Source organism: Streptomyces aurantiaciflavus (assembly GCF_049808595.1).
Classification (GTDB): Bacteria; Actinomycetota; Actinomycetes; order Streptomycetales; family Streptomycetaceae; genus Streptomyces.
This window is the reverse complement of the sequence record NZ_JBNCAQ010000007.1, coordinates 4,336-23,256: the sequence shown is the minus strand read 5'-3', so window position 1 is coordinate 23,256 and position 18,921 is coordinate 4,336. Positions and strand designations below refer to the sequence as shown.

At 72.0% G+C, this 18,921-nt stretch carries 20 protein-coding genes; 13 read left to right on the top strand and 7 right to left on the bottom strand.

Annotated elements, in window-relative coordinates; all coding sequences use genetic code 11:
* Positions 1-8 precede the first annotated feature (8 nt).
* Both ACPT94_RS09490 and ACPT94_RS09485 read left to right on the top strand, forming a co-directional pair.
* A complete protein-coding gene (locus ACPT94_RS09490) occupies positions 9-1,655 on the top strand; it encodes an FUSC family protein (protein ID WP_425245638.1) in 1,647 nt (548 codons plus the stop codon).
* Positions 1,652-2,233 (top strand): MarR family winged helix-turn-helix transcriptional regulator, encoded by a 582-nt coding sequence (locus tag ACPT94_RS09485; RefSeq protein WP_425245637.1) that lies wholly within the window; start codon positions 1,652-1,654, stop codon positions 2,231-2,233. Before ACPT94_RS09490 ends, ACPT94_RS09485 begins: the two co-directional genes overlap by 4 nt.
* Positions 2,234-2,403: 170 nt before the next feature.
* Here ACPT94_RS09485 and ACPT94_RS09480 read toward each other — a convergent pair whose 3' ends face one another.
* Together ACPT94_RS09480 and ACPT94_RS09475 are read right to left on the bottom strand one after the other, a co-directional pair.
* Positions 2,404-3,168, bottom strand: coding sequence for a VOC family protein (locus tag ACPT94_RS09480; RefSeq protein WP_425245636.1), 765 nt, complete (start codon positions 3,166-3,168; stop codon positions 2,404-2,406).
* Between the two features lie 71 nt (positions 3,169-3,239).
* Positions 3,240-3,632 carry a VOC family protein gene (locus ACPT94_RS09475; RefSeq protein WP_360331256.1) on the bottom strand — a complete coding sequence of 131 codons (393 nt, stop codon included), beginning with the start codon at positions 3,630-3,632 and terminating at the stop codon, positions 3,240-3,242.
* Between the two features lie 71 nt (positions 3,633-3,703).
* On the opposite strand from ACPT94_RS09475, the gene ACPT94_RS09470 reads away from it, so the two are divergent.
* The gene (locus ACPT94_RS09470) at positions 3,704-4,246 is read left to right on the top strand and encodes a GNAT family N-acetyltransferase (RefSeq protein ID WP_360331253.1); all 543 of its coding nucleotides are present in this window, start codon (positions 3,704-3,706) and stop codon (positions 4,244-4,246) included.
* Between the two features lie 15 nt (positions 4,247-4,261).
* Here ACPT94_RS09470 and ACPT94_RS09465 read toward each other — a convergent pair whose 3' ends face one another.
* Positions 4,262-4,981 carry a glycerophosphodiester phosphodiesterase gene (locus ACPT94_RS09465; protein WP_360331251.1) on the bottom strand — a complete coding sequence of 240 codons (720 nt, stop codon included), beginning with the start codon at positions 4,979-4,981 and terminating at the stop codon, positions 4,262-4,264.
* A 260-nt stretch (positions 4,982-5,241) separates the two neighbouring features.
* On the opposite strand from ACPT94_RS09465, the gene ACPT94_RS09460 reads away from it, so the two are divergent.
* From ACPT94_RS09460 to ACPT94_RS09440, 5 genes are all read left to right on the top strand, one after another.
* On the top strand, positions 5,242-6,639 hold the full coding sequence (locus ACPT94_RS09460; RefSeq protein WP_360331248.1) for a DUF6421 family protein: 1,398 nt from the start codon (positions 5,242-5,244) through the stop codon (positions 6,637-6,639).
* 41 nt (positions 6,640-6,680) lie between these two features.
* A complete protein-coding gene (locus ACPT94_RS09455) occupies positions 6,681-7,427 on the top strand; it encodes an SDR family NAD(P)-dependent oxidoreductase (protein WP_425245711.1) in 747 nt (248 codons plus the stop codon).
* Positions 7,424-8,494: a threonine aldolase family protein gene (locus ACPT94_RS09450; RefSeq protein ID WP_425245635.1), complete on the top strand. Its 1,071-nt coding sequence runs from the start codon at positions 7,424-7,426 to the stop codon at positions 8,492-8,494. Before ACPT94_RS09455 ends, ACPT94_RS09450 begins: the two co-directional genes overlap by 4 nt.
* An 86-nt stretch (positions 8,495-8,580) precedes the next feature.
* On the top strand, positions 8,581-9,153 hold the full coding sequence (locus ACPT94_RS09445) for a transglutaminase domain-containing protein (RefSeq protein ID WP_360331244.1): 573 nt from the start codon (positions 8,581-8,583) through the stop codon (positions 9,151-9,153).
* Positions 9,154-9,200: 47 nt separating this feature from the next.
* A complete protein-coding gene (locus ACPT94_RS09440) occupies positions 9,201-10,466 on the top strand; it encodes a hypothetical protein (protein WP_425245634.1) in 1,266 nt (421 codons plus the stop codon).
* Between the two features lie 6 nt (positions 10,467-10,472).
* On the opposite strand, the gene ACPT94_RS09435 is transcribed toward ACPT94_RS09440, so the two are convergent.
* From ACPT94_RS09435 to ACPT94_RS09425, 3 genes are all read right to left on the bottom strand, one after another.
* Positions 10,473-11,498 (bottom strand): hypothetical protein, encoded by a 1,026-nt coding sequence (locus ACPT94_RS09435; RefSeq protein ID WP_425245633.1) that lies wholly within the window; start codon positions 11,496-11,498, stop codon positions 10,473-10,475.
* Between the two features lie 143 nt (positions 11,499-11,641).
* Positions 11,642-12,370: a lysophospholipid acyltransferase family protein gene (locus ACPT94_RS09430; RefSeq protein ID WP_189943980.1), complete on the bottom strand. Its 729-nt coding sequence runs from the start codon at positions 12,368-12,370 to the stop codon at positions 11,642-11,644.
* Positions 12,371-12,558: 188 nt separating this feature from the next.
* Positions 12,559-12,975, bottom strand: coding sequence for a DUF4395 domain-containing protein (locus ACPT94_RS09425; RefSeq protein WP_360331235.1), 417 nt, complete (start codon positions 12,973-12,975; stop codon positions 12,559-12,561).
* A gap of 74 nt (positions 12,976-13,049) precedes the next feature.
* On the opposite strand from ACPT94_RS09425, the gene ACPT94_RS09420 reads away from it, so the two are divergent.
* The 4 genes from ACPT94_RS09420 (at position 13,050) to ACPT94_RS09405 (ending at position 16,205) form a co-directional block, all read left to right on the top strand.
* Positions 13,050-13,463, top strand: a complete 414-nt coding sequence (locus tag ACPT94_RS09420) for a TlpA family protein disulfide reductase (RefSeq protein WP_360331232.1) — start codon at positions 13,050-13,052, stop codon at positions 13,461-13,463.
* Between the two features lie 208 nt (positions 13,464-13,671).
* On the top strand, positions 13,672-14,181 hold the full coding sequence (locus ACPT94_RS09415; RefSeq protein WP_360331230.1) for a flavin reductase family protein: 510 nt from the start codon (positions 13,672-13,674) through the stop codon (positions 14,179-14,181).
* A gap of 218 nt (positions 14,182-14,399) precedes the next feature.
* On the top strand, positions 14,400-15,188 hold the full coding sequence (locus tag ACPT94_RS09410; protein WP_360331227.1) for an electron transfer flavoprotein subunit beta/FixA family protein: 789 nt from the start codon (positions 14,400-14,402) through the stop codon (positions 15,186-15,188).
* 54 nt (positions 15,189-15,242) lie between these two features.
* Positions 15,243-16,205, top strand: coding sequence for an electron transfer flavoprotein subunit alpha/FixB family protein (locus ACPT94_RS09405; RefSeq protein ID WP_425245632.1), 963 nt, complete (start codon positions 15,243-15,245; stop codon positions 16,203-16,205).
* 71 nt (positions 16,206-16,276) lie between these two features.
* On the opposite strand, the gene ACPT94_RS09400 is transcribed toward ACPT94_RS09405, so the two are convergent.
* Positions 16,277-17,188, bottom strand: coding sequence for an endonuclease/exonuclease/phosphatase family protein (locus tag ACPT94_RS09400; protein ID WP_360331221.1), 912 nt, complete (start codon positions 17,186-17,188; stop codon positions 16,277-16,279).
* A gap of 186 nt (positions 17,189-17,374) precedes the next feature.
* On the opposite strand from ACPT94_RS09400, the gene ACPT94_RS09395 reads away from it, so the two are divergent.
* Positions 17,375-18,679, top strand: a complete 1,305-nt coding sequence (locus tag ACPT94_RS09395) for a DUF6986 family protein (protein WP_425245631.1) — start codon at positions 17,375-17,377, stop codon at positions 18,677-18,679.
* Positions 18,680-18,921 lie beyond the last annotated feature (242 nt).

Sequence of the window (18,921 nt, the reverse complement as noted above, 5' to 3'; positions counted from 1 at the left end):
TTAAAGTCATGAGTAGTGCGACCCGCCTCCCGCTCTCCGGTGTCCTGCGCCTCGGCCGCCCCTCCGACATCTGGTTCAAGCCCGCCCTGAGCGTGGTCGCCGCGGTCGCCCCGCCCAACCTGACCCTGCTGGCGCTCGGCCGCCTCGACCTGGCGATGTACACGATGGCCGGATCCCTGTGCGCGCTCTACGCCCACAACCGCCCCTACCCCGCCCGCGCCCGTGCCCTGGCCTGGGTGGTGCTCGGCATGACCGGCGGGCTGGCCGTCGCCCTGCTCGCGGCCTCGCTCACCGCGAGCGCCGCCGTCCTGGTCACCGTCGGTGCTCTCCTGGCGGCCGCGCAGAAGGTGCTCTGCGACGCGACCCGCGTCGGCCCGCCCGGCAACGTGGTCCTCACCTTCGTCACCTCCGCCTCGCTGTTCGCCCCGGAGAGCCTGGAGCAGGTGCCCGGCCATCTCGCCCTGGCCCTCGCCGCGGGCGCCTGGTCCTGGATCGTCGGCATGGCGCCGGGGCTGCTGCGCCCGCACGGTCCGGAGCGCCGCGCCACCGCCCAGGCGCTGAACGCGGCCGCCGCCCACGCCGCCACCCGCGGCACCGGCGACGGCCACGCCCGGACCCGCGCCACCGCGGCCGCCGCGGTGCACGCCGCCTGGCAGACCCTGCTGTCGGCCCGCGACGGGGAGACGGGCCGCGCCCTGGAACGCCTCGTGGTCCGCGCCGAGGTCGCCCTCGCCGCCCCCGCCGACACCGACCCGGAGCGCCTGCGCACCTGGGCCCGCGCCCTGCGCGGCACGGGAGCGGTGCCCCGCCCCGACGACCTCGCCGACGACGACGAACTCCTCGGCGTCGACGCCGAACTCACCGCCGGCCGGCCCTCGTGGTGGCGCCGCCTCGGCCCCCTCACCCCGCTCGCCGTCCGCACCGCCCTCGGCTGCGCCCTCGCCGGACACGCCTCCCTCGCCCTCGGTGTCGGCCGCCCCTACTGGGCCCTGGTCACCGCCGCCTCCCTCTACCAGGCGAACGTCACCCTCACCTGGAGCCGCGGCGTGCAGCGCGTCGTCGGCAACCTCGTCGGCGTCGTCGCCTTCGCCGCGCTCGTCCCGCTCGCCCACCTCCACCAGGCCGCCCTGGTCCTGGTCTGCCTGGTCCTCAACTTCGGCGCGGAGGCGCTGATCAGTCGCAACTACTGGCTCGGCAGCGTCTGCGTGACCCCGATGGCCCTGCTGGTCACCGAGTTCGCCCACTACCAGAACGCGGGCCTCCTGATCACCGAACGGATCGTGGACACCTTCGTCGGCGCCCTGGTCGGCTTCGCCACCGCGGTCGCCGTCACCAACCGCCGCGCCGGCGACCGCCTCGGACACGCCCTGACCGCCGTGGAGCGCGCCCGGGAGCACGCCGCCCGCCTCCTCGCCGAGCCGCGCCCGGCCCCCGGAGCCCTGGAATCCGCCCGGCGCGCCCTCGCCGCGACACTGGTCGACCTGCGCGCCACCGCGGACGCCGCGTCCGGCGAGTGGTGGCAGCACGCCCTGCCCGAGGAGCGGGTCGTCACGGCCGAACAGTCCGGACACCGTACGCTCGCCGCGACGGTACGGCGCCAGGGACTCCTCCCGGCCCGGGACGCGAGCGCGAGGACGGAGGACGTACGGCCATGACGGGGACGCAGGGACGGCCTGGTGGCGGGGACGGCGGGGAACGGGGGAGGACGTCGGCCCCCGGGAACGGCCCCCGGGGCGACACCGTGGCCGCGGTCGTGGGGCAGTGGCGGACCGTCCACCCCGGCCTCGACACCGGCCCCATGGAGATCATCGGCCGCGTCAACCGCTGTGCCGCCCTCCTCCAGCAGGCCGAGGACGCCCCCCTGCGCCGGGCCGGCCTCAGCCGTCCCGAGTTCGACCTGCTCGGCGCGCTGCGCCGCACCGGCCACGAACTCACCCCCGGTGAACTGGCCCGCGAGACCTTCTCCTCGGGTGCCGCCGTCACCAAACGCGTCAAGCAACTGACCGAACGCGGCCTGGTGGAGCGCCGCGTCGACACCCGCGACCGCCGCGTCGCCCATGTCCGCCTCACCGACGCCGGCCGCGACCTCGTCGACGGCATCCTGCCCGAGCAACTCGCCTACGAGAGCGCCGTACTGTCCGCCCTCGACGCCGACCGGCAGGGCGAACTGGCCGATCTGCTCGGCGAGTTGCTCGGCCGCCTGGAAGGACACATGCGCGCGCTCCGGGCCTGACCCCGCACGCCGGTCGCCGCCTGCGGGGTCACCGGCCCTCACCGTCCACCTCGGCACGGACACCGGCCCTTCCACGGCGCCGCGAGCGGCACGCTCCCTGGTCTCCACGGCGACGGAGTGCCCACACCGACTTGACGGCCACGCCACTGGACCGACGCCCCCGAGGCGGGCTACCCCTCGTCGCTCGCCCGGTACACCCCGAACACCGCGCCCTGCGGATCCCGCAGCACCGCGATCCGCGGGCCGTCCGGCACCGAGGTGGGTTCCATGAGCGCCGTGCCGTCCGCCCGCACCGCCGCCGCGGTGGTGGCGTCCACGTCGGCCACGGCGAAATACGGCAGCCAGTGCGGCGGCACCTCGGGCGGGAACTTGTCGTCCATCGTGATCATGCCGCCGAAGTCCGCGCCGCCGACGCCCCACTGCGTGTAGTGCTCCGAGGTGTTCACGGTCCAGCCGAACAGCGTCGTGTAGAAGGCCTCCGCCCGCGCGGGATCGCGGGTCATCAGCTCCACCCAGCCCAGCGAGCCGGGCGCGTTGAACAGCCCGGCGCCGGGGAAGGTCCGCGCCTGCCAGAGCTGGAAGGCCGCGCCGCCCGGGTCGAGGGCGACCACGAAACGGCCGATGTCGAACACGTCCATCGGGCCGACCAGGACCTTGCCCCCGGCCTCGTCGACCATGCGCGCGGAGACGTCGGCGTCGGAGACCGCGAACGACACGTTCCAGGCGACGGGCTGCGCCTCCTGGTAGAGGGGGCTGAGCGTGGCGACGGCCGCGTCACCGAGGTGGGCGACGGTGTAGCCGCCCGCCTCCTGCCGCGGATCCGTCTCGCACCGCCAGCCGAACAACTCCGCGTAGAACCGCTGGGCCGCCGCCAGGTCACTGGTCCCCAGCTCGGCCCAGCAGGGACCGCCGGGCACGGGCCTGTCGAGCTTCATGGCGTTCCTTCCGAAGGGAGCACCCCCTCCAGCACGCTAAGCCCGACCCAGCGCCCCGGCATCCGCTGACCTCAGAGGCCCGGCCGGTACCGCAACGGATGGTCGGCGGGCACCTCCACCAGCACGATCGGCGTCCCGTCCGGATCGGCGATCCACATCTCGACCAGGCCCCACGGCTCCCGCACCGGCGGCCGGGCGATCTCCACACCCTTCGCCGCCAGTTCCTCGTGCGCCGCCGTCACGTCCGCGACCTGCACCCACAGCCGTACGGCCGGATCCGGCGGCGCCTCCGAGCGCCCCGAGACCTCCAGGAACCCCCCGCCGAGGAAGTAGACGGTGCCCCGCTCCGCCCCCGTACCGAACTCGCGGTAGACGGCGAGGCCCAGCTGTTCGCCGTAGAAGGCACGGGAACGGTCGGGGTCGGTGGGGCGCAGAAGGATTCGGCTGCTGAGTACATGCACCATGCATCCGGAGCGTAGGGGAGGGTTAGGCTCGGCCGGGCATCAGCCGCGCCCACGACCCGGGAGAACGCCGTATGGACACCGCCGCCGCCACCGACCTCACCTTCCGTGACGCCTCCGAAGCCGATGTCGACGCGCTGGTCGCGCTCGTCGAGTCGGCCTACCGCGGGGACTCCAGCCGGGCCGGCTGGACGACGGAGGCGGACCTCCTGCAGGGGCAGCGGACCGACCCCGAGAGTGTGCTGGAGATCATCGAGTCGGCCGGGGGGCGGGTGCTGGTCGTCGAGCGGGACGACCGGATCGTCGCCTGCTGTCAGCTCGAACACCGCGGTGACCACGCCTACTTCGGCATGTTCGCGGTCAGCCCCACCGCCCAGGGCGGCGGCCTCGGCAAGATCGTCATGGCGGAGGCCGAGCGCCAGGCCCGCGAGATCTGGGGTGCGACCGAGATGCACATGACGGTGATCTCGGTCCGTGACGACCTCATCGCCTGGTACGAGCGCCGCGGCTACCGCCGTACGGGCCGGATGACCCCCTTCCCGTACGGCGACGAGCGCTTCGGCATTCCGCAGCGCGACGACCTGCAGTTCGAGCTGCTGGTCAAGCCCCTGGTGTGACGATCGGCGCCGCTTTCACGCCGTGAAGCGGCCGGTGCGCTTGATCTCGGGGTCGTCGGTGGTCGCCCCGTCCAGTTCCAGGGCCCGCACCAGCCGCAGGTGGTCCGGCGTGTTGACCACCCACCCGATGATCCGCAGGTCGTGCCGGCGGGCGTGCTCGACGATCTCCAGGGTGAGCCGCCGGATGTTCAGGCACACGGTCGCGGCGCCGACGGCCACGGCCCGCTCCACGATGTCGAGGCCGATGGGGGTCCCCCCGCTCGAGCCCGGCCGAAAGTGGGGGAGGCTGCTGATGAGCGCCGTGCGCACCCCGGGCACCAGCCGGGCGATCTCGGCGACGGCCTCGTCGTGGAACGAGGACACCTCCACCCGCTCCACCAGGTCCCGCGCGTGCATCACCTCGGCGAGCGCCCGCGCCGCCTGCACGTCCTTGATCTCGGCCTGCAGCGGCAGCGAGACCGCCTCCAGGACCTCCTCGAAGACCGGCACCCGCTCCCCGCGCCCCGCGTCGAGGGCACGCAGTTCGGCGAGCGTGAGGTCGGCGATCGGCCCGCTCCCGTCGGTCGTGCGGTCCACGTCGGCGTCGTGCATGACCACGAGAGCGCCGTCCTTGCTCAGATGCAGATCGAGTTCGACGACGTCGAGGCCGGCGTGCTCGGCGGCGACGAACGACCGGAGGGTGTTCTCGGGCTCGACACCCATGACTCCGCGGTGACCGATGGTGAGGAAGTTCAAGACTCGACTCGCTTCCGTCGACGGCGGCGCTGGAAGAGCCCGCAGCCTAACGGCCCGGGCCCGACATGGACATGTGTGTGCGCCTCGGATTCCCCTACCCCTCGCCCCATGGTGAAAGTCCTCGCCTACCCCGTATTCGACAGGAAAAAACGCGGTGACCATGGGGATGTGCAGGATAATTTCCCGATGCTCCACTTGCTGGAGGAAACCTCGTACGCATACGGTGTCCCTACGAGAGGTTCTCCTGTGGAGGATGGGACATGACGGAAGTTCTTGTGCAGGTGGGTGCGGAGGATCGGGTTCCTCCCGCGGCCAGGGTGGTGGAGCACCCGGCGTGGCCCGTGCTCAAGGATGCCGTGGAGCGGATCCGCCCCTGGCAGTCGAAGGACGGCTCGATCGACTTCACGGCCGAGGGCGCCCCCGGGCGCGCCGACGCCGAGCAGACCGTCCGCCAGGCCGTCGAGGCGGTCGAGGAGCTCTCCCCGCTGCTCCCGCACGACGCGGACTACCACCGGGCCCTGGTGCAGGACCTGCGCCGCTGGGCCGAGGGCGGCTTCGAGGTGCCGGACTTCCTCGACTCGCTGCTGGCCTTCCAGCCCGCCGCGGGCCGCGCGGACGGCCTCCAGCACCTGGTGGTCTTCCCGATGTACACGCAGAACGGCAACCCGGACCGCAACCTGGAGGCGGTCGTGCTGCGCATGGTCTGGCCGGACTGGCTGGCCGAGCTGGAGCGCACCCGCTACGACAACCCGCTGTTCTGCGGCATCAAGTTCGAGGACTTCACGGCGGGCTACGACACCAACTCCGCCGTCCTCTTCCCGGAGACCATCGCCGTCCGCGAGGCGCCGGAACGTTTCTCCTGGGGTGGCATCTTCTGCGACCGCGAGGCCGCCCGCTTCCGCCGGGTCACCGCCGCCGCCGTCGACATCCTGGGCCTGGAGCTGCCCGAGGACATCGCCGCCATGGTCCACGACCAGAAGCGCTGCGAGGAGGCCTTCGTCCTGTGGGACATGGTCCACGACCGCACCCACAGCCACGGCGACCTGCCCTTCGACCCGTTCATGATCAAGCAGCGCCAGCCGTTCTGGATGTACGGCCTGGAGGAGCTGCGCTGCGACCTCACCGCCTTCAAGGAGGCCGTGAAGCTCCAGGCCGACGGCGTCCCGCAGGCCCGTGACGTGCAGTACGCGGTGCTGTTCGACCGCATGTTCCGCTTCCCGGTCACCGGCGAGCGCGTGCGCAACTACGACGGTCTCGGCGGCCAGCTGCTCTTCGCCTACCTGCACAAGCACGACGTCGTCCGCTGGACCGACAACAAGCTGTTCATCGACTGGCAGCGCGCCCCGCAGGTCACCAACGAGCTGTGCGCCGAGATCGAGAAGCTCTACCGCGACGGCATCGACCGCCCCAAGCTCGTCCACTGGTTCGCCGGCTACGAGCTGGTCTCCACCTACCTCGCCCCGCACCCGGGCTCCAAGTGGGCCAAGGGCCCCGACGCCCTCGACCTGAGCCGGCCGCCGCGGAAACTCGTCGATGACGTGCTTCCGGACGAGTTTCCGCTGAGCATGTTCTATGAGGCACTGTCCAAGAAGCTGAAGAACGTGATCGCCTCCACCAAGGGCATCACGGCGGACGGCGCCGAGCGGATCGCCGCGTGAGCGACCTGCGTACCGAGAACACTGCTCAGGAGGCGAAGAACATGGGGAACGGGGCTCTCAGCGGTGCGGTGATCGCGGTGGCCGGCGCGGGCGGACCCGCCGGCCGGGCGGCACTGCTCCGGCTCGCCGAGGCGGGCGCGACCGTCGTCGGCTCGGACAACGACCCGGAGCGCCTTGCGGCGGCCGTGGACGCGGCCAGCTACGCGCACGGCGGCGCCACGGTCACCGGCGACACGGTCGACCTGCTCGATCTGCAGTCGACCCAGGAGTGGGCCCACCGCGTCGAGAAGGACTTCGGTCGGGTCGACGGCCTGGTCCACCTCGTCGGCGGCTGGCGCGGCAGCGAGACCTTCACCAGGACGCGCCTCGACGACTGGGACTTCCTGGAGATGCTGCTCGTGCGCACCGTGCAGCACACCTCCCTCGCCTTCCACGAGGCGCTGCAGCGCAGCGACCGCGGCCGGTACGTCCTGATCAGCGCCGCGGGCGCCAGCAAGCCCACCGCGGGCAACGCCGCCTACGCCGCCGCCAAGGCCGCCGCCGAGGCGTGGACGTTGGCCATGGCCGACTACTTCCGCAAGGCCGGGGGCGCCGAGGGCCCGACCTCCGCGGCTGCGATCCTGGTGGTGAAGGCGCTGGTGCACGACGCGATGCGCGCCGAGCGACCCAACGCGAAGTTCGCGGGCTTCACGGACGTCAAGGACCTGGCCGAGGCCATCGTCGGAGTCTGGGAGAGGCCCGCCCCCGAAGTGAACGGACAGCGTCTGTGGCTCACCGAGCAGCCGTGAACCCCCCGAAGACCGACGCCCGTCGCCATCACGACCCCGAGGTCCGCGGTTTCGCCAGCGACAACTACGCCGGGGCCCACCCGGAGGTGATGGCCGCCCTGGCCGTGGCCAACGGCGGCCACCAGGTGGCGTACGGCGAGGACGACTACACCGAGAACCTCCAGCGGATCATCCGCGGCCACTTCGGTCCTACGGCCGAGGCGTTCCCGGTCTTCAACGGCACCGGCGCCAACGTCGTCGCGCTCCAGGCGGTCACCGACCGCTGGGGCGCGGTGATCTGTGCCGAGAGCGCCCACATCAACGTCGACGAGGGCGGCGCGCCCGAGCGCATGGCCGGCCTCAAGCTGCTCACCGTCCCCACACCCGACGGCAAGCTCACCCCCGAGCTGATCGACCGGCAGGCCTGGGGCTGGGAGGACGAGCACCGCGCGATGCCGCAGGTCGTCTCGATCACCCAGAGCACCGAGCTCGGGACGCTGTACACACCGGACGAGATCCGCGCGATCTGCGAGCACGCCCATGCGCACGGCATGAAGGTCCACCTGGACGGCTCCCGGATAGCGAACGCGGCGGCCTCCCTCGACGTGCCGATGAGGACGTTCACCAACGCCGTCGGCGTCGACATCCTCTCCCTGGGGGGTACGAAGAACGGCGCCCTCTTCGGCGAGGCCGTCGTCGTCATCAACCAGGACGCCGTCAGCCACATGAAGCACCTGCGCAAGCTGTCGATGCAGCTCGCCTCCAAGATGCGCTTCGTCTCGGTGCAGTTGGAGGCCCTGCTGGCCAAGGACCTCTGGCTGCGCAACGCCCGCCACGCCAATGAGATGGCCCAGCGGCTCGCCGAGGGCGTCCGCGCGGTGCACGGCGTGGAGATCCTTTACCCGGTGCAGGCCAACGGCGTCTTCGCCAGGCTGCCGCACGACGTGAGCGAGCGGCTGCAGAAACGGTTCCGGTTCTACTTCTGGGACGAGGCGGCCGGTGTGGTGCGCTGGATGTGCGCCTTCGACACGACGGAGGACGACGTGGACGCGTTCGTGGCGGCACTGAAGGAGGAGACGGCGCGCTAGCAGGCCACACCCGGGTCATGCATAGATATGCGGTCGCCTGAAAAGTCATTGACTCGCGGGTGATCGCATTTCTATGCTCTCCAGGCATGGAGCTGATCCAGGAGACCCCCGACCTGTCCGCGTACTTGGCCGCCGACGAGGTCATCGACCATGACCATCCGCTGGTGCGGGACACCGCCGCACGTCTCGCCCGGAACGCGGAGGACTCGTATGCCTATGCGCGACTGGCCTTCGAGTTCGTGCGCGACACCATTCCCCACTCGCAGGACTCCGGCGACCTCCGCGTCACCTGGCGCGCCTCCGACGTGCTCGAGCAGAAGACGGGCATCTGCTACGCCAAGGCCCACGCGCTGGCCGCGCTGCTGCGGGCCGAGGACATCCCGACCGCGCTGTGCTACCAGACGTTCGACGTGGTGCACGGACTGGTCGCCGTCCGCTTCCACGGCGGCTGGCACCGGCAGGACCCACGCGGCAACAAGCCGGGCGTGAACGCCCAGTTCTCCCTGGACGGCGAACAGTTGGCCTTCACGCCCGACACCGAGGCCGGCGAACTGGACCACCCCGTCCTGTACGCCGCGCCGCACCCGGCGGTCCTCGGTGCGCTGAAGGCCGCCCCCGACCGGCCGTACCTCTGGAAGACGCTGCCCACCGCTCTGTGAGCACCCCCGGCGCGGAGCCGGCCGGTCGCAGTCGCTAATCTCCCGGCATGCGTGATGGGGGAGAGGGCCGCGAGGCCGACGCGGATGGGAACGAGGGCCTGCCGCACGGCCGTCAGCCGGGCGGGCACCCGCAGGACCGGTCGGACGAGGAGCCCGGCGGCGAGCCGGACCCCACCCCGTCGGGCCCCCTCGCCCGGCTGCGCCGGCACTGGCTGCTCGCCTCCGCCGTCGCCCTCGCTCTCCTGGCGACCGCCACCGCCGTACCGCTCCTCCTCGCCGACGGAGACGACACGCCCTGCCAGAAGATCCCCTCCTCCACCCGAGCCCTCGCCAAGGACCCGGCGGCCGCGACGCGCGCCCTCGACCCGGGCGACGACCTCGCCCGCTTCGACGCCGTACGCGAGCTCCTCGTGCACGAGCACCCGTGCGGCGACGGTGGCAAGGTGCTCGGCGAGGTGGTGGACGCGGCCACCCGGGCCACCGGCATCGAGAACCCGCACACCCTCGCCCAGGCCCGCAGCGCCTTCGCCGTGGCCGCCGCGCTCGACGACGTCGAACTGCCCGACGGGATGGCCCCGGGCGTGGCCCGCATGCTCGCCCAGTACATCGTCGACCAGCACCGCTACACCAGGTCCGACGACGACTCGGTACGCCCTGCAGTCCCCGCCGAGCTGGCCCGGCTCGACGACGAGGGCTGGACGACGTACGGCCGGTTCCTCGCCCCGGGCGAGGCCCACGCCGACTTCGAACACACCCAGCCGTACTCGGACGTCGAGGCCGACCTGGAGAGCCTGATCGCCGAACTCGCCAAGGACCCCAAGGCGTTCGCGATCCTCTACGCCGCCGAACGCGCCTGGCTCGCGTACTACCTGGAACGGCTCGACGACAAGGGCGGCGACCCGGACTACCACCCCAAGCCGCACAAGGACGGGTTCGACAGCCCCGACACCTACTGGGTCGACAGCGACCTCGAGCACATGGCCGACCGGGTCGGCGCCCTGATGAAGTACCGGGCCCGCTACGCCCGTGACGGCACCATCCCCGACCTCGCCGCCTTCGACGCGACCGTGGGCCGGTACACGCGCGGCGTGTACTTGGCCCACACCGCGCAGCTGACCACCCGCCTGCCGATGGCGGGCATCACCGCCCGCCCCGCGGGCCGGATGCGCGGCGACCTGATGGACGCCCGGCACCAACTGCTCAGGGTGGTGGACTTCTGGGCGGCGGCGCGGAAGATCCCGAAGGCGCGGGCCGACGTGATGCGGCAGGCCATCGACGACCGGTACGTACGGGCGCTCTGGCTGGCGACCTGACCCACGTCAGGCGTTCAGACGCAGGTCCGTGCAGCCCCGCCGCTTCACCTGCTCCGCGGCGAAGGCCTGCAACAGCGCCCGCTTCTTCGCCGGGCCGACGCCGGGGATGTCCTTCGCGGCGTCGAGCGCGAAGTGCGCCGCCTCGCCGTCGCAGCGGGCGCTCGCGGACAGTGACGGGCGGTCGGTGCCGTTGTTCCCCGCGACGAGCCGGGTGCTCCAGTCGCCGAACCAGGCGACGAAGTCCATCCCCCGCGCGTCGCCGTCCGTGAGCTCGTCGCCCAGGGCCACGTCGCAGCGGCCCGTGGGCGCGGCGTCGGTGAGCTGCGCGTCGACCTTCCAGTGGGTTGGGTCCGGCAGCCCCGCGTCGGCCAGCCAGCCGCAGGCGGTGTCCCGGGCGGCCGCCAACGGGACCGTCCTCGGCTCGTCCTCCCCGGGGTCGGCCGGGCTGATGCCCTTCGGCGCCGTCAGCGGCTTCGCGCCGCACCCCAGGCGCTCGGAGGCGGCGTTGACGAACGCGACGGCCACCTCGTAGGAGGCGGGCTGGCGCCAGGTGCCGTTGACACTGATCCCGGCGTGCACCAGCAGCTTGCGCTGCCGTCCGTCGGCGTCCTTGCCCAGGTCGGGGCAGTCGAGCAGGAACTGGAGCCTGCCGAACCGGCCGATGAACCCGGGAAGTCCCGCGGGCATCGCCGCCTGAGACGCGAACCCGCTGTCCGGGAACGTCCCCATGAACGCGCGGTCCTGGTCGTCGCGCCGGGTGTAGGCCTGCAGGGCCAGCAGCGACCAGTCGGCACTGTGGTCGTCGGCGACGGTGACCTCGCAGCGGTAGTCCCCGAGTTCCTTCACGCCGCCCGCCTCGGTGCCCACGACGCGGGCGTCGTCCGGGACGAGGGAGCGTACGGCGTCGTCGGGCAGCACCCCGTCACAGGCGCTGCGGATCACCCACCACTCGTGGACGTACGGCTGGGCGATCCAGCCGCCCAGACCGAGCGCGGCCACGGCCGCCACCGACACCTTGGTCCAGCGCCGCATCCTCGCCCCCGTAGCGCGTTCGGCAGTCGACAGCCGGACCGGCGGCCGCCGTCAGGCGCCCCGGTCACCCGGCTTCCGGTTCTGGCCGGGACCCTATCGGCTGCCGCCCCACGCCCGGGGCGCGGGGGTCGGGGAAGGGGACGTCAGCGGGCCTCGGCCTCGCGCACCTGCTCCGGCGTCGGCGCCGTGCCGCCCAGATGCGCCGGCATCCACCAGGTGTCGTTCGCGTCCCTGGGGCGCACCGGGTAGGCGCGCTGGGCGGCCTCCAGAAGCTCCTGGACGCGCTCGCGCAGCTGCCGGGTGATCGCGCCCGCGTACTTGTCGCGGGAGGCCTCGACCGCCTCGCCGACCCGGATGGTGATCGGGGTGTGGCTGCGCTTGAAGTTGCGCGGATGGCCCTTGGTCCACAGTCGCTGCGTGCCCCACACGGCCATCGGGATCAGCGGGACGCCCGCCTCCTGGGCCAGCCGGGCGGCGCCCGACTTGAAGCTCTTCAGCGTGAAGGACTCCGAGATCGTGGCCTCCGGGAAGACCCCGACGATCTCGCCGGAGCGCAGCGAGTCCAGGGCGTGCGCGTACGCCGCCTCACCCTGCTTGCGGTCCACGGGGATGTGCTTCATGGCGCGCATCAGCGGACCGGAGACCTTGTGGCGGAAGACGGACTCCTTCGCCATGAACCGCACGAGACGCTTCTGCGGGAGCGCGGCCAGGCCGTTGAAGATGAAGTCCAGGTAGCTGATGTGGTTGCTCACCAGCACGGCTCCACCCGAGCGCGGGATGTTCTCCGACCCCTTGCAGTCGATCTTGAGGTCCCAGACCTTGAACAACGTCTGGGCGAGGCCGACGACGGGGCGGTAGACAAGCTCTGCCATGGGCGGGTTCGGACCCTTCCTTCTCTCTGCCGGGGAAGGGACTCCCGCGGCAGAGTTACGCAGCCGTAGGTTTACGGCATCTCGCAGATCGTGCCCCAAGAACGGCCGGGGAGCCAGCCCCCGTGCCCGTGAACCGCGAGATCCTCGTCACTCCGCCCAGTGATCCACCTCGCCCTTTTAAGTCGCCTTTACTCCGCTCGTACCGCCACTCGCCGTACGAGCAGGTACATCTCGCAGCCCAGGCAGTACCCGAAAGTGGCATTGAGGAAGGCGGCCGCGAGCGCCGCCCCGGTCGCCGCGAACCCCAGCCAGTCGGGGCCCAGCGTGAACCCGACCAGGCCCACGCCCGCGAAGAGCAGCCCCACCGTCTGGGCGAACCGCGGCGGCTGCGGCGCCTCGAACGCCGTCGGCGGCCCGAGCTTCGGGCGCACGGCCACACGAAAGGCCCAGCCGTACGGCGAGCGGCCGACCCCGCCCGCCGCGCCGAGCGCGAACGCCAGCGTCTGCCAGGCCAGCAGCCAGGCGTTCTGGGTGATCAGCACGACCGCCAGGACGACGGTCGTGACGGCCGCCGCGAAGCGCGGCCCCCTCACATCAATGTCCATGAATCAAGCATTCCGCAGCGGAAAGACGTCCGGGAGGCGGGAATCTTTGCAGTCTCGTGAATGCTGTGCTGGTGATGACCGGACTCATGGTGTGCGTGGCGGTGCTCGCGGCGGCGAGCGCCTACGGAGTGCTGCACCGACGGCGGAGCGGGAGGGTGCGCGTGCGCGGGCGCGACGACGGCAAGCGGCTCGGAGCCGACCGGCTGGGCGGTGAACTCGGCGAGCGCGCCACGCTCGTGCAGTTCTCCAGTGCCTTCTGCGCCCCCTGCCGGGCGACCCGCCGGATCCTCGGCGAGGTCGCCGGCATGGTCCCCGGTGTGACCCACGTGGAGATCGACGCCGAGGCCCGTCTGGACCTCGTCCGCGAACTCGGTGTTCTCAAGACCCCGACCGTGCTGGTCCTCGACGCCGACGGCCACATCGTGCGCCGCGCCACCGGCCAGCCCCGCAAGGCCGACGTCATCGCGGCCCTGGGGGAGGCGGTGTGAGGCCGGTGCCGGGGACGGTGCGGCATCTCCCGGATGCCGGGACGGACTTGACTGCGCCTGCCACCTATCGTCAGCCTGACCGTATGCCTGAGGAACTCCTTCTGTACGGACGGGCCCACGTCGACCTGGCCCGTACCGCGAGCGCGCGCTGTCCGGCTCGTTGAGCAGCCACGACCCCGCTCGTCACTCCCCGCAGAAGGACAACTCCATGACGGCCACGCCCGGCCTCGGCACCCCTCAGCTCGCCTCACCCGACCTCCTGCGCTCGGTCTTCCGCCGCCACGCGGCCGGAGTCGCCGTGATCACCGCCTCCGGCGAGACCGGCCCGGTGGGCTTCACCGCCACCTCGCTCACCTCGGTCTCCGCCGAGCCCCCGATGCTCTCCTTCGGCATCGGCACCGGTGCCTCCAGCTGGCCGGCGGTCTCCCGAACCGGCCATGTCGGGGTGCACATACTCGGCGAGCACCAGCGGGAGCTGGCCGCCACCTTCGCCCGCAGCGGCGCCGACCGGTTCGGCGCCGCGACTGCCTGGCGCGAGGGCCCGGAGGGCGTGCCCGTCCTGGACGACGTGCTCGCCTGGCTCGTCTGCCGGGTCGTCGCGCGCGTGCCCGCGGGGGACCACCGCATCGTGCTGGCCGAGGTCGTCCTGGGCGATCCGGACGGCGCGGGCCGTCCGTTGCTCTACCACCAGGGGCGGTTCACCGCGCTGCGTGATTGATCACTGCCCGGCTCTCCTGCGAAACCGTCCGATTCCGATTACGCTGCGTTGCAAAGGTCACAGTTCAAAGCGCTTGCTTAGCGGGAACGAACTGGGTGTACTGACGAGTAATATTTCGATCGGAGCGCGGGCCGCCCCGACCGGGATCGGCCGCTTGTGGCGCCTATGCTGCCTGCAAGAAGGCAGCCGAGAACTGACGAAGCAGTAGGAGAGCCGGCGTGAGCTTGAGGATCGTTGTCACTGTGAAGTACGTGCCCGACGCCACTGGCGACCGGCACTTCGCCGATGACCTGACCGTCGACCGGGACGACGTGGACGGTCTGCTCTCCGAGCTCGACGAGTACGCGGTCGAGCAGGCGCTGCAGATCTCCGAGAACTCCGACGACGACGTGGAGATCACCGTCCTGACGGTGGGTCCCGAGGACGCCAAGGACGCGCTGCGCAAGGCGCTGTCGATGGGCGCCGACAAGGCGATCCACGTCGAGGACGACGACCTGCACGGCACCGACGTCATCGGCACCTCCCTGGTCCTGGCCAAGGCCATCGAGAAGGCCGGTTACGACCTGGTGATCTCCGGCATGGCCTCCACCGACGGCACGGGCGGTGTCGTCCCGGCCCTGGTGGCCGAGCGTCTGGGCGTCCCGCAGGTCACCCTGCTGTCCGAGGTCTCCGTCGAGGACGGCACCGTCAAGGGCCGCCGTGACGGCGACGCCGCCTCCGAGCAGCTTCAGGCCTCCCTGCCGGCCGTCGTGTCGGTCACCGACCAGTCGGGTGAGGCGCGCTACCCGTCCTTCAAGGGCATCATGGCCGCCAAGAAGAAGCCGGTTCAGTCCTGGGACCTGTCCGACCTCGACATCGAGGCGGAGGAGGTCGGTCTCGACGGCGCCTGGACCAAGGTCGACTCCGCGGCCGAGCGCCCGGCCCGCACCGCCGGCACGATCGTCAAGGACGAGGGCGAGGGCGGCAAGCAGCTCGCCGAGTACCTCGCGAGCCAGAAGTTCATCTAAGGGCTCGCCCCCGCTGACCGCCCCCTCAACTTCGTTTCGCAGGAGAGCAATCCCATGGCTGAAGTCCTCGTCTACGTCGACCACGTGGACGGCGCCGTCCGCAAGCCCACCCTCGAGCTGCTGACCCTGGCCCGCCGTATCGGCGAGCCCGTCGCCGTCGCGCTCGGCGCCGGTGCCGAGAACACCGCCGCGGCGCTCGCCGAGCACGGCGCGGTGAAGGTCCTCACCCACGACGCCTCCGAGTACGCCGACTACCTGGTCGTACCGAAGGTGGACGCGCTGCAGGCCGCCGTCGAGCAGGTGTCCCCGGCCGCGGTGCTGGTGTCGTCCTCCGCGGAGGGCAAGGAGATCGCCGCCCGTCTGGCGCTGCGCATCGGCTCCGGCATCATCACCGACGCCGTCGACCTCGAGGCCGGCGACGAGGGCCCGGTGGCCACCCAGTCGGTGTTCGCCGCGTCCTTCACCACCAAGTCTCGGGTCGTCAAGGGCACTCCGGTCATCACCGTCAAGCCGAACTCGGCCGCGGTCGAGGCCGCTCCGGCCGCCGGCAGCGTCGAGGCCCTGTCCGTCTCCTTCGGCGAGCTGGCCACCGGCACCAAGGTCACCGGCCGCACCCCGCGTGAGTCGACGGGCCGTCCGGAGCTGACCGAGGCCGCGATCGTGGTCTCCGGTGGCCGCGGTGTCAACGGCGCGGAGAACTTCGCGATCATCGAGGCCCTCGCCGACTCCCTCGGCGCGGCCGTCGGCGCCTCGCGTGCCGCGGTGGACGCCGGCTGGTACCCGCACACCAACCAGGTCGGCCAGACCGGCAAGTCCGTCTCGCCGCAGCTGTACATCGCCAACGGCATCTCCGGCGCCATCCAGCACCGCGCCGGCATGCAGACCTCGAAGACGATCGTGGCCGTCAACAAGGACCCCGAGGCCCCGATCTTCGACCTGGTCGACTACGGCGTCGTCGGCGACCTGTTCGACGTCGTCCCCCAGCTCACCGAGGAGATCAAGGCCCGCAAGGGCTGATCCCCCGATCGGCTGATCGCCGCCGGGCTGTACGAGGCCCCCGTGACCACCGTGGTCGCGGGGGCCTCGGCTCATCCCAGGCTCACGGACGCCTGCACCGGCAGATGGTCGCTCGGGTACTGGCCGTTCGCGGAGAAGGTGTTCACCCACGTCCGATGGACGGTTACATCGGGCCGGGCCAGGATCCAGTCGATCCGGTCGCCGCCCGGCGTGAGCGGCTTGTAGCCGTGGAAGGTCGCGTACTCCGGCCCACGCCGCCGCGCCGTGTCCCAGGTGTCGACGAGACCGGAGCCCAACAGCGCCTCATAGACCGGGTTGCGGTGGGCGACGGCGTTGAAATCGCCGGTGACCAGCACGGGCAGGTCGGGCTCGAACCTGGCGAGCCGATCGATGATCAGCGAGGTCGAGCGCACGCGCGCGTACTGGCTTCCGTTGTCGAGGTGGGTGTTGAAGAGGCAGAACTCCCGCCCGTCGGCGTAGCGGTCACGGAAGCGGACCCAGGTGACCATGCGGGGATCGTGCGCGCCCCAGGTGTTGGAGCCGCGCACGCCGGGTGTGTCAGAGAGCCAGAAGTGGGCGTGCTCGACCGGAGTGAGCCGGCGGGTGTCGTAGAAGACGGCCACCGACTCGTTGTCGTCCTCCGCGCGTTGGGTGCCGATCCAGTCGTAGTGCGGTCCGAGGTCGGCCTCGATGTCGCGCACCTGCGGTAACAGGCCTTCCTGGGTGCCGATGACGTGCGGGGCCGCCTCGCGCAGCAGGGCGCGCATCACCGGGCGGCGGGCGGCCCAGCTGTTCGGCTCCTTGCTGCCGGCGAAGCGGAGGTTGAAGCTCATGACCTCCAGCCGCGGGGCCGGGAACGCCCGCCGGGGGCGCTCGCGGGGCGCCTCGGAGGCCCGGACCGTCCCGAGCAGGGGGACCGCGACGGCGGCCGCCACCACGGTGCGCAGTCCTGTGCGCCGCGTCATCCCCCCCGAGCCCGCCATGTGCTCCCTCCCCTCGTGAGCAAGGATGAAGGTGTTGACCTCTGGTGCGGAAGGGGGAAAGGGAGGCGACACGGGACCAGCGGCATGGTCGGGGCGTGGACAGGGTGTTGACCGTCCGAAAGATCCGCAGTTAGCTTCGGTATGCGGATTGCTGATTCCGTAACGCGGAAAAGTGGAGGTTGTGAGATGGGTCACGGCCAGCAGCAGACGGTGGCGACGAGCCTCGCGGGCGCCGTCAGTGAGGAGATCAGCGCCTCCCTCGCCCCCGTCGACGCCGAACTCGACCGCCGCTACCCCGGCGACCCCGGCACCCGGCAGCCCGTCCACACCGTCTACGTCCCCGGCGACGCCTTCACCGCCGACACCCTCCGCTCCTGGGGCGACCGGGCTCTCGCCGCCCTCGACGAGCACGCCCCGGACGCCACGTCCTTCGCCGACGTCCTCGGCCTCTCCGACGAACTCGCCGAACCGGTGTACACGCGCGTGCGGGCCAAGCTGGAGCGGGAACCGATCGAGGACCTGCGCGTCGACTTCGAGGACGGCTACGGCCCGCGCCCGGACGCCGAGGAGGACGAGACGGCCGCCCGGGCCGCCCGGCTGATCGCCGAGGCGTACGCCAAGGGCAGCGCGGCCCCGTACATGGGCATCCGCATGAAGTGCATGGAGGCAGCCGTCCGCGACCGGGGCATCCGCACACTGGACGTCTTCCTCACCGGCCTGATGCAGGCCGGCGGACTGCCCGACGGACTGGTCCTGACCCTGCCGAAGGTGACCTACCCGCAACAGGTCGGCGCGATGGTGCGGCTCCTGGAGGCCTTCGAGAAGGCGCGCGGGCTCGCGCCGGGCCGGCTCGGCTTCGAGATCCAGATCGAGACCAGCCAGGCCATCCTCGCCACCGACGGCACCGCCACCGTCGCCCGCATGATCCAGGCCGCCGAGGGACGCGCCACGGGCCTGCACTACGGCACCTTCGACTACAGCGCCTGCCTCGGTGTCTCCGCCGCCCACCAGGCCAGTGACCACCCGGCTGCCGACCACGCCAAGGCGGTCATGCAGGTCGCGGCGGCCGGCACCGGAGTCCGCGTCTCGGACGGCTCCACGAACGTCCTGCCCGTGGGCCCCACCGAGAAGGTCCACGACGCCTGGCGCCTGCACTACGGCCTCACCCGCCGCGCCCTCGCCCGCGCCTACTACCAGGGCTGGGACATGCACCCCGGCCACCTCCCGACCCGCTACGCGGCCGTCTTCGCCTTCTACCGCGAGGGCTTCGTCCAGGCCGCCGAGCGCCTGTCCCGGTACGCCAACCGGTCCGGCGGCGACGTGATGGACGAGCCGGCCACCGCCAAGGCCCTCAGCGGCTACCTGCTGCGCGGCCTGGACTGCGGCGCGCTCGACCTCGCGGAGGTGACGGGGGCCACCGGGCTGACCAGGGCCGCCCTGGAGGGCTTCGCGGCCCCCCGCCGGGGTGACCTCACGGCATCGGCACCCTAGGGCCCGTCCGGCGGTATGCCAGAGACACGGGACTTGGCACGCCCATCTACGTCGTCGTCGGTTGCCTCCACGCTCGAACAGCCTCGCGCGGGGGCGCCCCCGTCCCCCCGCTCGCCCGCGCCGATGAGTCACCGCCGGTTTCCCGCGACTTGATCCGCCGGACAGGCCCCGGCGGCGGGGGGGGGGGGGGGGGGGGGCCCCCCCCCCCCCCCCCCCCCCGCCCGCCCCGCCCCCCCGGCCCG